Here is a 13430-nt window from a genome sequence, read left to right on the forward strand (position 1 = left end):
AAGCACGAAACGGCGAAACCGTTTCAATCTGGGGGTATTCTAGCAACCGGAAAGTCGGGTGTCAGTCGCTTTCTGAGGAAGGCCACCGGATGGGCGCGAAGCGTCAGGTGCAGGGCCAGATAGTCTTCGACGACCTCTTCGCCCTCGGTCATGGCGGGCAGGGCGACGGTCGGTTCGGCGCGGCCCTCGCCGTCGAGGTCGCGGGCGAAAAGCGGCAAGGGGGAGGCGATGCGTTCGGGGCCGCCCAGCGCCCGGGCCGCCCACAGCGCCTCGCGCCGGGACAGCCCCAGCGCGGCGAAGGCGTCGGCCTCGGCCAGCACCGTCAGCAGCCCGGGGCCAAGCCCGGCCCGGCGCCAGAGATCCTCGACCGAGGCATAGCCGTTGCCGCGCGCGGCCGCGATCCAGGCGGCGTCGTCCTCGGGCAGGCCGCGCACCTGGCGAAAGCCCAGCCGCAGCGCCAGCCCGCCGCGGCCGTCGGGTTCCAGCGCGTTGTCCCAGCGGCTGGCATTGACGCAGACCGGGCGCAGCTCGACCCCATGCGCGCGGGCGTCGCGCACGATCTGGGCGGGGGCGTAGAACCCCATCGGCTGGGAATTCAGCAGCGCGCAGGCAAAGACCGCCGGGTGGTGGCGCTTGATCCAGGCCGAGGCATAGACCAGAAGCGCGAAGCTGGCGGCATGGCTTTCGGGAAAGCCGTAGCTGCCGAAGCCCTCGATCTGGGAAAAGCAGCGTTCGGCGAACTCGGCCTCATAGCCGTTCGCCGCCATTCCGGCGAGAAACCGGTCGCGGAATTCGCTGACACTGCCGTGTTTCTTGAAGGTGGCAAGCGAGCGGCGCAGCCGGTCGGCCTCTTCGGGCGAGAAGTTCGCGCCGATGATGGCGATCTGCATCGCCTGTTCCTGGAACAGCGGCACGCCCAGGGTCTTGCCCAGCACCTGGCCCAGCGCGTCCGAGGGAAAGCGCACCTCTTCCTCGCGGTTGCGTCGGCGCAGATAGGGGTGGACCATGTCGCCCTGGATCGGCCCGGGCCGGATGATCGCGACCTGGATCACCAGATCGTAGAAGCTGCGCGGCCGCATCCGGGGCAGAAAGTTCATCTGCGCCCGGCTTTCGACCTGAAACACGCCAAGGCTGTCTGCCTTGCAGAGCATGTCATAGGTGGCCGGGTCCTCGGCGGGCAGGGTGGCGAGGTCGAAGCGCCTGCCATGGTGGCCGTCGATCAGATCGAAGGCCTTGCGCAGGCAGGTCAGCATCCCCAGCGCCAGCACGTCGACCTTGAGAATGCCCAGCGCGTCGATGTCGTCCTTGTCCCAGCAGATGACGGTGCGGCCTTCCATGGTGGCGTTCTCGAGCGGCACCAGCTCGTCAAGCCGGCCTTCGGTGATGACGAAGCCGCCCACATGCTGCGAGAGGTGGCGCGGAAAGCCCTGGATTTCCTCGATCAGCTCGAGGGTGCGGCGGAGCCGCGGGTCGGCGGGGTCGAGCCCGATCTCGGCCAGCCGCTCGGGCGCGATCCGGCCCGAGCCCCAGCCCCAGACCTGGCTGGACAGGGCGGCCAGCGTGTCCTCGCTGAGCCCCATGGCGCGGCCGACCTCGCGGATCGCGCGCTTGCCGCGGTAATGGATGACGGTGGCGCAAAGCCCGGCGCGGTGGCGGCCGTAGCGGTCGTAGATGTGCTGGATCACCTCTTCGCGGCGCTCGTGTTCGAAATCGACGTCGATGTCGGGGGGCTCGTCCCGGGCCTCGGAGACGAAGCGTTCGAAGACCATGGTGCCGATCTCGGGCGAGACCGAGGTGATGCCGAGCGCATAGCAGGTGACCGAATTGGCGGCCGAGCCGCGGCCCTGGCAGAGAATGCCGCGGGCGCGGGCGAAGGCCACGATGTCGTTGACGGTCAGGAAATAGGGCTCATAGCCGAGCTTGCCGATCAGCGCGAGTTCGTGATCCATCATCGCCCGGACCTTGGCGGGGGCGCCCTGCGGATAGCGCCAGGCCAGCCCGGCCTCGGCCAGCCGAGCGAGGCGCCGCGCGGCGGTTTCGCCATCGCCGCATTCCGAGGGATACTCGTAGCGCAACTCGTCGAGCGAGAAGCCGCAGCGCCGGGCGATTTCGCCTGCGCGGTGGACGGCGGCCTCGTGGCCGCGGAACAGCCGCAGCATCTCTGGCTCGCTGCGCAGGCGGCATTCGGCATTGGCCAGCGCCGCCCGGCCCAGCGCGTCGACCCGGGTGCCGGTTCGGATCGCGGTCAGCACATCGGCCAGCCTGCGGCGGCGGCCGTGATGCAGGATCGGGCTGGCGGTGGCGACGGGGTCGAGCCCCAGATCGGCGGCGAGCGCGGCCAGGCGGTCGAAGCGGGCGGCGTCGTCGCCGTCATAGGCCGGGGCCATCGCAAGCGCGACGGCGCCGGGGAAGCGGCGCGTCAGCCGGTCCGCCTGTGGCCGCCATGCGCCCGCGCCGCCCTGCAGGCGTTGCGCCTGTGGCGGGTGGAGCAGGATTTCGGCGCCGTCGCCCCAGTCCATGAGGTCGTCGAGGCCGAGCTGGCAGGCGCCCTTGGCGGCCCGGAGCCGCCCGGTCGAGAGCATCCGGCAAAGCCGCCCCCAGGCGGCGCGGTCGCGCGGCAGCAGGGTGAGGTCGAGCCCGTCGGTCAGCACCAGCCGCGTGGCCGGAATCAGCCGGGGCAGGGCTGTGGGCGCGGCCTCGCCCCGGTCCGCGGCCCGGGCGATCTCGCGCGCGGCGACATGGGCGCGGACGATGCCCGCCACCGTGTTCTCGTCGGCGATGGCCAGGGCCGCAAGCCCCAGCTCGGCGGCGCGCGCCATGTATTCCTCGGGATGGGAGGCCCCGGTGAGGAAGGTGAAATTCGAGGTGGCGTCGAGTTCGGCGAACATGGCGAGTCGGGAGTATATTCCCGTTTTGTTCCATCCGGGAGTCCGCTTCGGCCCCGGCTAGTCGGGGCGGCTGGCCGCGATCTCCAGCCAGGCGCGGGCGGCCTGGGGCAGATAGGCGCCGCGCCGCCAGAGCGTGGCCATCACCCAGTCGGTCGAGGGTTCGTCCAGCGGCACCTGCGCCACCGGCACATGCACCCGCGCCCGGGCGATCAGCCGGGGCAGGAAGGCCACGCCCAGCCCGGCGGCCGCGAGCCGGATGATGAAGTCGATCTGGCTCGACCGCGCCGTCACCTCGGGCTCGAAGCCGTGCCGGGCGCAGGCCGCGCGGATGATCCGGTTCAGCGCAAAGCCGCTGTCGAAGAGGATGAAGGGCATGGCGCGCAGATCGGCCAGGGTGACCGGCCCCGCGCTTTGCGCCAGCGGCGCGTCGGGGGCCATCAGCGCGACCAGCGGGTCGCGATGCACCGGCCGCCAGTCGAATTCGTCCGACACCGGCAGCAGGGACGCGGCCAGGTCGATCTCGCTGGCCCGCAGCAGTTCTTCGAGCCGGTCGCTGCCATGTTCGACCAGCGTGATGTCGACCCCGGGATAGCGCTGGCGGTAAAGCGTGAAGACCGGCGCGAAAAGCTCGCTTGACCCGATCGGCGGCAGGCCGATCCGCAGGAGCCCGCGCTTGAGACCGGCCAGTTCCTGCAACTCGGTCATCAGCGTCTCGCGGTCGGCCAGCAGGGCCTGGCCGCGCTGGAACACGATCCGGCCCGCGGCGGTGAGGGTGACGCCCGCCGGGCCGCGATTGAGCAGCGGCACCCCGATCTCGTCCTCGAGCTGGCGCACCGCCTTGCTGATGGTCGACTGGGTCGCATGCACACGCCCGGAGGCGGCCGAAAACCCGCCCGCGCGCACGACCTCGACAAAGACCCGGAGCGTCCTGAATTCCATCTCCATTCCAATAGTGACTTGAGGCCAGTCAAACAAGTCATTTGAAGAATGCGGCATCTTGCCCACATCAAGCCCTTGCGGGGCGTCCTCCCCCCCCGCGGACCTTCAGGAGCCCGACCGTGACCGCGCATACCCTTTTCCGACGGCTTCGCATCGCCCTGCGCCGGAGCCGTCTGGTGCAGGTCGGCCTTCTGGTCGGGTTCTGGCTGGCGGGCGAGGGGGCGGTCCGTCTGACCGGGCTGCCGCTTCCTGGCGGGCTGGTCGGGATGGCGGCGGCGCTGGGGCTGTTGGGATCGGGGCTGATCCGCGCGGGCACGCTGCGGCGGGGCGCGAACTGGTTTCTGGCCGAGATGCTGCTGTTTTTCGTGCCGGCCGTTCTGGCGGTGCTGAACCACCGCGAGTTTCTGGGGCTGCTGGGGCTTCAGATCCTGCTGATCATCGTTCTGGGCACGCTCGCGGTGATGGCGGTGACCGCGCTGACGGTCGAGCTGTGCTGCCGCTGGGGGATCGGGGCCGATGGACAGCCTTCTGCACTGGATTGACCAGCTTGCGCCGGTTGCCGGATGGACGGCGCTGACGGTCGGGTTCTACCTGCTGGCCAAGCGGGTCTACCGGCGCTGGCCGCGCTGGTGGCTGATGCCGCTGGCGGTGGCCCCCGCTCTGTTGATGATCGCGGTGCTGGCGCTGCATGAAAGCTATCGCGACTATATCCGGGGTGCGGGCTGGCTGATGCTGATGCTGGGCCCCGCGACCGTGGCCTTCGCGGTGCCGATCTACGAACAGCGCGCCCTGATCCGGCGCACCTGGCCGGTGCTGCTGGTCGGAATGGTGGCGGGCAGCGCGACGGCGGTGGCGGTCAGCTGGGGGCTGGCGAGCCTTTTCGGGCTGGACCAAAGCCTGAGGCTGAGCCTGCTGCCCCGGTCGATCAGCACGCCCTTCGCGATGGAGGTCTCGGCCGATATCGGCGGATTGCCCGACCTGACGGCTGTCTTCGTGGTGGTGACCGGCGTTCTGGGCGCGGCGCTGGGCGACGTGGTGCTGGCCTGGCTACCGGTACGCTCGGCACTGGCGCGGGGCGCGTTTCTGGGGGTCGCCGCCCATGGCGCGGGCACTGCCCGGGCGCATCGGATCGGCCGGGTCGAGGGGGCGGTCGCGGGGCTTGTCATGGTGCTGGTCGGTCTGCTGAATGTCTGCCTCGCGCCGCTGCTGGTCTCGGCCGCCCGTCTTGCCGCCGGATAAGCGGGACGCACCGAACCGATAGATGCTTAGTGTCGGGTATGGTTTGTAGGGCGAATGAAAAACCGGAGATGCAGGCCCTTGGCGGGCGCGCGACGGGGGCGGGGGACGGGGGTAAGGGGGGGCGAAATCGTGGATCGAGCAGCCCGACGCCAGCCGGAATGGCCTTTTTTTCCGTTAAAGAAAGGCAGGGGTGGCTCGATTGGCCAAATGGCGCAAAAATCGGTCGCGGCGCATATTTCCTGTGCGAAGCGAATGAAATCGCCTTCGATCTCGGCCCGCGCTGATGCTGCGATGCGGCGTATACTTGATTTGGCGAAGTAATGGCATAGCTTTGGCTTGCGCGTATCGCAACGCTTGCGCCCCGTATCCTTCCCGTATCGCAACGGCATCGATAGGGCGGCCGCGCGATGGCGGACCGCGGGCCGGCCCGGATGCGCCTCTGCGTCACTTTCCCGGGCCCGTCCTTCCGACAGGTGGCAGGGAGCCCGACTCGAGATGAAAGATATCGCAGCCGCAGACCGGCAATCCTCTCCGTTCGGGACGGTCGCCGTGCTGGGCGCCGGGTCCTGGGGCACGGCGCTGGCGCGTGTGCTGTCCCGGAACGGCCGGGCGGTGCGGCTTTGGGCGCGGCGGCAGGCGCTGGCGCAGGAGATCGCCGCCACCGGGCAGAATTCGCAATACCTGCCGGGTATCGAGCTTGGCGAGACGCTGCGCGCGACCGCGTCGCTGGCCGAGGCTCTGGAGGGGGCCGAGGCGGTGCTGATGGTCACGCCGTCGGCGACCCTGCGCGAGATGTGCCGGGCCGCGGCGCCGCATATGCCGCCGGGCATCCCGATCGCGCTTTGCGCCAAGGGCATCGAGCTTGGCTCGGGGCTTCTGCTGTCCGAGGTCGCGGCCGAGGAATTGCCGGGCCACCCGATCGGCGCGATTTCGGGGCCGACCTTTGCGCGCGAGACCGCGCTGGGTCACCCGACCGCGGCGACCGTGGCCTTTCCCTTCACCTATGCCGACCGGCTGGCGCCCCACGCGAGCGCGGCCGCCCGGATGGCGATGTCGGTGGGCGGCCACGGCTTCCGGCCCTATGTCTCGGACGATCTGGTCGGCGTCGAGGTCGGCGGCGCGGTCAAGAACGTGATCGCCATTGCCTGCGGGATGATGTCAGGCGCTGGTTTCGCCGAAAATACCCGCGCGGCCCTGATCGCCCGCGGCGTCGACGAGATGAAGGTGCTGGCCGAGTCGCTGGGCGGGCAGCGCGAGACCGTGACCGGGCTTTCGGGCGCGGGCGACCTGACGCTGACCTGTTCCTCGACCACCTCGCGCAACATGGCGCTCGGCACCCAGCTGGGTCAGGGCATCGCGCGTACCGACTGTTTCGGCGGCCGCCCGGTCGTCGTCGAGGGCGAGGTCAATGCCCGCTCGGTCGTCGATCTGGCCCGCCGGATCGGGGTGCCGATGCCGATCTGCGAGACCGTCAATGCCGTGCTGCACGAGGGCGCCGATCTCGAAAGCAGCTTCTCGGCGCTCTGGACCCGGCCGATCGAGGCCGAGCCGCGCGCGCTGATGCTGTCGCTCGACCATCCCGCCCCGACCGTTCCCCTGCCTTTCGGAGTGTCCTCATGAACCTTGCCACCGCCCCCCACCCGCCGCTGTCGGACCGCCGCTTCGTGCTGGCAACCGATCTGGACGGCACCTTCCTTGGCGGGACCGAGGCCGAGCGGCAGCGCCTTTACGACTGGATCGAGGCCAACCGCGCCAGCGTGGGGCTGATCTTCGTCACCGGGCGCGACCCGGAATTCATCATGGAGATGTGCGCCGAGAACGGCCTGCCCTGGCCCGAATACGTGGTCGGCGATGTCGGCACCTCGATTGCCGAGGTCCATCCCGGCGAGGCGATCCGGCCGATCCCGGGGCTGGAAGAGGATATCTCGCGGCGCTGGGGCGACAGCGGCGCGCGGGTGCGGGCGGCGCTTGACGGCCATCCGGGGCTGACGCTGCAACCCACCGAGTTCCGCTACCGCGTCAGCTTCGACATGGACCCCGAGACCTACGATCCCTCGGCCGAGGCGAAGGTCGAGGCGATGGGGCTCGACTGGCTGATCTCGGCCGACTGCTATTTCGACGTGCTGCCCAAGGGCGTGTCCAAGGGGCCGTCCCTGCGCCGGCTGGTCGCGCATCTGGCCATCCCCGAGGGCCGGGTGCTGGCCGCGGGCGATACGCTGAACGACCTGTCGATGCTGGAATGCGGTCTCAACGCCGTTGCCGTCGGCAATTCCGAACCCGCCCTGGTCGAGCGGGTCCGCGATCTCGACCATCTGCACATCGCCCGGGCGCATGGCGCCGCGGGCATCATGGAGGCCATCGCCGCTTTCGATCTTCACACTTTGCCCAAAGGAGCCTGACACATGCCTTCGGATCTGGTCATCGTCTATCACCGCCAGCCCTACGAGGAGGTGGAGGAAGACGGAAAGATCGTCCTGCGAGAAAACAAGAGCCCGAATGGCATCGTGCCGACCCTGAAGAGCTTCTTCGGCAGGTTCGAGAAAGGCGCCTGGATCGCCTGGAAACAGGCCGAGGACCCGGCCAGTCCCGATTTCGAGCGGGTGATCGAGGTCGACGACGCTTTCGGCAAGTACACGGTCTCGCGGCTGCCGCTGACCGCCGACCAGGTCAAGAGCTTCTACCACGTCACCTCGAAAGAGGCGTTCTGGCCGATCCTGCATTCCTTCAAGGAACGCTACAATTACGACCCCGTCGACTGGCCGACCTTTCGCGAGGTGAACTGGGCCTTTGCCGAGGCCGCCGCCGCCGAGGCCGCCGAAGGGGCCGTCGTCTGGGTGCATGACTACAATCTCTGGCTGGTGCCGGGCTACCTGCGGACCCTGCGCCCCGATGTGAAGATCAGCTTCTTCCACCACACGCCCTTCCCGGCGGCCGACATGTTCAACGTGCTGCCCTGGCGCAAGGAGATCCTGCAAAGCCTTCTGGCCTGCGACGTGGTGGGCTTTCACATCCCGCGCTATGTGTCGAATTTCGTCTCGGCCGCGCGCAGCCTTCTCGATGTCGAGGTGACGGCGCGCCAGAAGGTCGAGCCGGAATTCGCCGCCGAGGTGACCGCGCTTTCCGAACGCAGCGTGCCGACCGAACTGGTCTATGAAGACCGGCGGGTTGCGGTGCAGGCCTCGCCGGTGGGGGTGGATGCCGATTATATCGACGCGGTCGCGCGGCGCGAGGAAACCGCCCGCCGCGCCGAAGAGATCCGCACGGAAATGGGCGGCGCCAAGTTGCTGCTGTCGGTCGGGCGTACCGATTACACCAAGGGCGGGATCGACCAGTTGCTGAGCTACGAGCGGCTGCTGGAGGCACAGCCCGATTTGCGCGGCCAGGTCCGGCTGATGCATGTCTCGGTGCCCGCGAACCGCAACATGACGGTTTACGAGAACATCCAGAACGAGCTGGAACAGATGGCGGGGCGGATCAACGGCCGTTTCGGCAGCCTCGACTGGCAGCCCATCGTGCTGATTTCGCGCGCGATCCCGTTCGAGGATCTGGTCGCCTATTACCGCGCCGCCGATGTCGCCTGGATCACGCCGCTGGCAGACGGGATGAACCTGGTCTGCAAGGAGTTTTGCGCCGCACGGGTGGATGGAGACGGGGTGCTGGTCTTGTCGGAATTCGCGGGCGCCGCGGTCGAGATGGGGGCGGCGCTGCTGACCAACCCGTTCTCGCACCGCTCGATGGACAGCGCCATCGCCCAGGCGCTGGACATGCCGGCGGCCGAACGCCGCGACCGCATGGCGGCGCTTCGCGATGTGGTGCATCGCCACGACGTCCGGTTCTGGGCCAACCATCAGATGGAGGCGCTGTCCGGTCCGACGCTGGGCGCGGCCGCCTTGCCCGCCGCGTAGTCTTTTCCTGACGCAGCGGAACCTTGCGGGGCGACAGGGCGCCCCGCCTCTGCTAGCATGAGCCTGCGGAAGACGGGCTTTCGGTGGGGAGGGTACGGTGCGCGTCGCTTTGTTCGGCGGAAGCTTCGATCCGGTTCACGACGGGCATCTGGCGGCGGCGGTGCTGGCGCGGCAGGCCCTTGACCTAGACCGTGTCATCCTGATCCCGGCAAACTCGACCGCCGCGCGGCCCGGTCCCAAGGCGCAGGCCGTCGCCTCGGCGGCGCATCGGCTTGCGATGCTGCGGTGCCTTTGCGAAGGCCGCCCCTGGCTTGAGGTCAGCAATGTCGAATGCCGTCCCGGCGCGTCGCCCTTCGCCGTCGACACGCTGGCCGTATTTCGCGAAACGCTGCCGCCCGGCACCGAGATCGTTCTGCTGATCGGCAGCGACAAGCTGGCGCTGTTGCCACGTTGGCGCGGCATCGACGAGATCCGTGCCGGTGCGCGTATCGTTGCGCTGGCCCGGCCCGGTCATCCGCTCGACGCGGCGCCGCCCTGGGTCGGGCGGCTTAATGGACCCTTGCCTGACCTCTCCTCGACCCAGATCCGCGCGCGTCTGGCGGCAGGCGCGCCGCTCGACGGACTCTGCCCTCCGGCGGTGATCTCCTATCTGATGACAGAGCAGCCCTATGCCCGGCCCGGCCCCGCAGCCCGCTTTGCCTGAGCGGCTTGGCGCCGTGCTGGCAGGACTGCCCTTGCGGGCGGTGGCCTGCAGCGGCGGGATCGACAGCCTGCTTCTGGCGACACTCGCTCATCGGCAGGCGCCGGACGCCACGCGCGTCGTTCATGCCGTCAGCCCCGCCGTCCCGGCCGCCGCCACAGCACGGGTTCGTGCGCAGGCCAGCGCCGAGGGCTGGGCGCTCGATCTGGTCGATGCGGGCGAGTTTTCCGACCCCGACTATCTGGCCAACCCGGTCGACCGCTGTTTCTTCTGCAAGCAGCGGCTTTATTCCACCCTTCGGCAGGTGACGGCCGCGCTCGACGGGCCGGTCGCGATCCTTTCGGGCACCAATGCCGACGATCTGGGCGAGTATCGCCCGGGCCTTCGCGCCGCCGAGGCGCTGGGCGTGCGGCATCCCTATGTCGAGGCGGGGATCGGCAAGGCCGATATCCGGGCGCTGGCCCGGGTGCTGGGCCTCGCTTTCGCCGATCTGCCCGCCTCGCCCTGCCTGGCAAGCCGCCTTTACACCGGGCTTGCCGTCACGCCCGAACGGCTGCGCGCGGTCGAGCGGGCCGAGGACCGGCTGCGGGCCGAGACCGGGCTTTCGGTGCTGCGTTGCCGCCGCCGGGGCGATCTGATGCTGATCGAGGTCGAGGCGGGCGAGGGCGCGCGGATCGGACCCGGGCTGATCGCCCGCGTCGCCGCCGAGGCCCGCGCCATCGATCCGGGCATCCGTGACCTCAGGCTCGACCCGCGCCCCTATGCGCCGGGCCGGGCGTTTCGCGGGGCGCGATGAGGGTGCGGCTCGATCACGACCGGCCGCGCCGGATCGGCCAGCCCGAGGCGATCCTTTGCGAGGGCAAGGCGCTGGCCGATCTCGACGCGATCCTCGAGGCGCTGCAGGGTCGGCCCGCACTGCTGACGCGTCTGGCGCCCGAGCGCCATGCCGCGCTGGCCGCCCCGCCCGAGGATTACGACCCCGCCTCGCGCACTGCCATCGTCAATGGCTGTCTGCCCGCGCGGACGGGCATTGTGCGGGTGGTGACGGCGGGCACCGCCGATCTGCCGGTGGCGATCGAGGCGCTGCGCACGCTTCGTTTTGGCGGACTCTCGCCGGACCTGATCGCCGATATCGGCGTGGCCGGGCTCTGGCGGCTGGAAGAGCAGATCGAGACGATCCGGGACAGCGATGCGGTGATCGCGGTGGCGGGCATGGACGGGGCACTGGTGTCGGTGATCGGCGGGCTGGTGGGCGTGCCGGTGATCGGGGTGCCCACGTCGGTCGGGTATGGCGCGGCCGAGGGCGGGCGCACGGCGCTGAACGCGATGCTGGCCAGCTGTGCCCAAGGGGTCCTGGTCTGCAATATCGACAACGGCTTCGGCGCGGCCTCGGCGGCGCTGCGGATCCTTGCGGGGCGGGCGCGGTGAGCGGCGTTCTGGTGATCCGGACGCCGTCGGGGCTCAGCGGCGACATGCTGCTGGCGGGGCTTGCGGTGATGGCGGGTGAGGCGGCCGATATCGGCTCGGTTCTGGCCGCGACCGGTCTGCCCTTGCCCCCCGATGCGGTCGAGATCCGGCCGCATGCCTTGCAGGGCATCTCGGGCTGGCAGGCGCGGGTCCGGCTGCCGCATGAACATGCCCACCGCCGCCTCGGCGATATTCTGGCGCTGATCGAGGCCAGCCACCTGTCCGCCCCGGCGAAGACGGTCGCGGCGCGGGCCTTCACCCTGCTGGCCGAGGCCGAGGGCGCGGTTCATGGCCGCCCGCCCGGGGAAATCGCCTTTCACGAGGTCGGCGCGCTTGACTCGATCCTCGACACCTGTGTCGCGGCCGAGCTGCTGGCCCGGATTGCGCCCGACCGGCTGGTCTGCAGCCCGCTGCCGCTATGCGACGGGACGGTCCGCTGTGCCCATGGCCCGCTGCCGACGCCCGCGCCTGCGGTGCAGGAGCTTCTGCGCGGGGTGCCGGTCCGCGGTCTTGCCTCGACCGGCGAAACCGTGACCCCGACCGCCATCGCCTTCCTGCGCGCAGCCGGGTTCGCCTTCGGATACTGGCCCGAAATGGTGATTCGACAGACCGCCCGGATCTATGGCGGGCGGGTGCTGCCGGAGGTGCCGAACGGGGCGCTTTTCGCGCTGGGCGATGCGGGGTTGGCCCCAGTGGAACAGCGGCCCAAGGGCTTGACAGAGCCAGGCAGTGAGTCCACTTGACTTAACGTTAACTTGCGCAGATAATAATGAAATTAAAGGCAATTTGTTTCCGTTCTCTGCGTTTGCCGAGCCTGGCGGCGCGTGCCGAGTGGCGTTTGTTCCCGAAAGTCATTGACCGCGAGGTGTGCGATGCCCGTGACCGCCACGACTGTGCCCGCGTCCGCGGGCGAAAGCCGCAAGACCCCCTCTGCAGCGCCGGTTTACCAGACAGACTACCTTATGCCGGTCGAGGTGCATGTCTTTGCCCGCGACGGCCAGCACTACGCCTTCGACTGCCGGTCATACGCGATCTTCAAGCTTGACCGAGGGGCGGCTCTGGTTCTGGACCGTGCCGCGCGCATGAGCCTGCCCGAAATCGTCGAGGATCTGGCGGGCGAGTTGTCCGAGGCCGAGATCCGCGCCCACTACCTGCGCTTTCTCGAAATGCTGGTGGCGGGCGAGCTGTCCTGCGAACCGGTACCGCGGCCCGGCCGACCGCCCTTCAAGAACCTCGTCCTGATGCTGGCGGGCGGCTGCAACATGGGCTGCAGTTACTGTTTCGAGAAGGACGTGCCGATCTATCAGAAGCCCAATGTCATGACCCGCGAGCGGGCCGACGAGGTGCTCGAGTGGTTCTTCCGCCATCAGGAAGGGCCGAAGGCGCATGTGCAGCTTTACGGCGGCGAGCCGCTGCTGAACTGGGAGGTGCTGACCCATGTCGTCGAGCGGATCGACGCCTGGGCCGCGCGCGAGGGCAAGGACCTGAGCAAGTACCTGATCACCAACGGCACGCTGCTGAACGAAGAGAGGGTGGGCTTTCTGGTCGATCACGGGGTGACGGTGCAGGTCAGCGTCGATGGCGACCGCCGGACCCATGACCGCTTTCGCACCTTCAAGAACGGCCGTCCGACCATGCCCGCGATCCTGCCCAATATCAAAAGGCTGGCCGAGAAGGGCGCCGATTTCAACCTGCGCGCGGTGCTGACCCGTGCCAACAAGGACCCCGATGCCGTGACCCGCGGGCTGAGCGCGCTGGGCGGCGAGAGGGTCTCGTTCGAGGTGGTGGCGACCGACGCCCGCGAGGCGCAGTTCGACGAGGCCGACTGGGAAGAATTTCTGGCCCATTACGACCGCTATCTGGGCCGCGCCTTCGAGACCTGGACCGGCCTGCCCGACGAAATGAAGGGCACGATCCTCAAGATCCTGCGCCAGCAGCGCGTGGTCTATGGCTGCGGCGCGGGCGTGTCCGAGGTGACGGTGGCGCCCGATGGCAACATCTATGAATGCCAGCGGATCTATCGCGATCCCTATTCCAGCATCGCCGAGGACAAGGGGCCGACCGAGCTTGACAGCCGCTTCCTGACCATGGTCGACGACCGTCCGGTCTGCCAAGACTGCTGGGCGCGGTATCTCTGCGGCGGCGGCTGCTTGCATCAGTCGCAGACCGGGCACGGCTCGGACGACCCGCTGCCGCAATATTGCCGGATGAAACATGCGCTGGTCGAGGCGGCCATCGTGCGGATCGACGAGATCCGCAGCGTCGCGGCCCGGGCCGTCGAGGCCTGAGGCC

Annotated in this window: 12 protein-coding genes; 10 read left to right on the plus strand and 2 right to left on the minus strand. The window is 69.2% G+C overall.

The features are described from left to right. Positions 1 to 23: 23 nt before the first annotated feature. On the minus strand, positions 24 to 2888 hold the full coding sequence (locus EV657_RS16175; RefSeq protein WP_134078879.1) for an error-prone DNA polymerase: 2865 nt from the start codon (positions 2886 to 2888) through the stop codon (positions 24 to 26). 57 nt (positions 2889 to 2945) lie between these two features. Next, entirely contained in the window at positions 2946 to 3827 is an 882-nt protein-coding gene (locus EV657_RS16180) for a LysR family transcriptional regulator (RefSeq protein WP_134078881.1), read from the minus strand. A 119-nt stretch (positions 3828 to 3946) separates the two neighbouring features. On the opposite strand from EV657_RS16180, the gene EV657_RS16185 reads away from it, so the two are divergent. From EV657_RS16185 to EV657_RS16230, 10 genes are all read left to right on the plus strand, one after another. After that, positions 3947 to 4369, plus strand: coding sequence for a CidA/LrgA family protein (locus EV657_RS16185; RefSeq protein ID WP_134078882.1), 423 nt, complete (start codon positions 3947 to 3949; stop codon positions 4367 to 4369). Then, positions 4344 to 5066 (plus strand): LrgB family protein, encoded by a 723-nt coding sequence (locus tag EV657_RS16190; protein ID WP_113670939.1) that lies wholly within the window; start codon positions 4344 to 4346, stop codon positions 5064 to 5066. The genes EV657_RS16185 and EV657_RS16190 overlap by 26 nt, the downstream gene beginning before the upstream one ends. A 495-nt stretch (positions 5067 to 5561) precedes the next feature. Further along, positions 5562 to 6686: an NAD(P)H-dependent glycerol-3-phosphate dehydrogenase gene (locus EV657_RS16195; protein ID WP_134078884.1), complete on the plus strand. Its 1125-nt coding sequence runs from the start codon at positions 5562 to 5564 to the stop codon at positions 6684 to 6686. After that, on the plus strand, positions 6683 to 7465 hold the full coding sequence (locus EV657_RS16200; protein ID WP_134078886.1) for an HAD-IIB family hydrolase: 783 nt from the start codon (positions 6683 to 6685) through the stop codon (positions 7463 to 7465). The genes EV657_RS16195 and EV657_RS16200 overlap by 4 nt, the downstream gene beginning before the upstream one ends. Before the next feature lie 3 nt (positions 7466 to 7468). Beyond that, positions 7469 to 8971, plus strand: a complete 1503-nt coding sequence (ggpS, locus tag EV657_RS16205; RefSeq protein ID WP_113670937.1) for a glucosylglycerol-phosphate synthase — start codon at positions 7469 to 7471, stop codon at positions 8969 to 8971. Between the two features lie 97 nt (positions 8972 to 9068). Continuing rightward, on the plus strand, positions 9069 to 9674 hold the full coding sequence (nadD, locus tag EV657_RS16210) for a nicotinate (nicotinamide) nucleotide adenylyltransferase (RefSeq protein WP_134078888.1): 606 nt from the start codon (positions 9069 to 9071) through the stop codon (positions 9672 to 9674). Then, entirely contained in the window at positions 9640 to 10467 is an 828-nt protein-coding gene (gene larE, locus EV657_RS16215) for an ATP-dependent sacrificial sulfur transferase LarE (protein WP_075784539.1), read from the plus strand. The genes nadD and larE overlap by 35 nt, the downstream gene beginning before the upstream one ends. Further along, positions 10464 to 11099 carry a nickel pincer cofactor biosynthesis protein LarB gene (gene larB, locus EV657_RS16220; protein WP_113670934.1) on the plus strand — a complete coding sequence of 212 codons (636 nt, stop codon included), beginning with the start codon at positions 10464 to 10466 and terminating at the stop codon, positions 11097 to 11099. The genes larE and larB overlap by 4 nt, the downstream gene beginning before the upstream one ends. Beyond that, a complete protein-coding gene (gene larC / locus EV657_RS16225; RefSeq protein ID WP_134078890.1) occupies positions 11096 to 11881 on the plus strand; it encodes a nickel pincer cofactor biosynthesis protein LarC in 786 nt (261 codons plus the stop codon). Before larB ends, larC begins: the two co-directional genes overlap by 4 nt. Before the next feature lie 135 nt (positions 11882 to 12016). Then, the gene (locus EV657_RS16230; protein ID WP_166673722.1) at positions 12017 to 13426 is read left to right on the plus strand and encodes a radical SAM/SPASM domain-containing protein; all 1410 of its coding nucleotides are present in this window, start codon (positions 12017 to 12019) and stop codon (positions 13424 to 13426) included. Positions 13427 to 13430: the final 4 nt, after the last annotated feature.

Origin of the sequence: Rhodovulum visakhapatnamense (assembly GCF_004365965.1) — a bacterium.
GTDB lineage: Bacteria > Pseudomonadota > Alphaproteobacteria > Rhodobacterales > Rhodobacteraceae > Rhodovulum > Rhodovulum visakhapatnamense.

Bases quoted from the DNA above. Each gene is read 5' to 3' on its own strand.
- EV657_RS16175 (WP_134078879.1), bottom strand. From the start codon at position 2,888: ATGTTCGCCGAACTCGACGCCACCTCGAATTTCACCTTCCTCACCGGG.
- EV657_RS16180 (WP_134078881.1), bottom strand. From the start codon at position 3,827: ATGGAATTCAGGACGCTCCGGGTCTTTGTCGAGGTCGTGCGCGCGGGC.
- EV657_RS16190 (WP_113670939.1), top strand. From the start codon at position 4,344: ATGGACAGCCTTCTGCACTGGATTGACCAGCTTGCGCCGGTTGCCGGA.
- EV657_RS16195 (WP_134078884.1), top strand. From the start codon at position 5,562: ATGAAAGATATCGCAGCCGCAGACCGGCAATCCTCTCCGTTCGGGACG.
- EV657_RS16200 (WP_134078886.1), top strand. From the start codon at position 6,683: ATGAACCTTGCCACCGCCCCCCACCCGCCGCTGTCGGACCGCCGCTTC.
- ggpS (WP_113670937.1), top strand. From the start codon at position 7,469: ATGCCTTCGGATCTGGTCATCGTCTATCACCGCCAGCCCTACGAGGAG.
- larE (WP_075784539.1), top strand. From the start codon at position 9,640: ATGCCCGGCCCGGCCCCGCAGCCCGCTTTGCCTGAGCGGCTTGGCGCC.
- larB (WP_113670934.1), top strand. From the start codon at position 10,464: ATGAGGGTGCGGCTCGATCACGACCGGCCGCGCCGGATCGGCCAGCCC.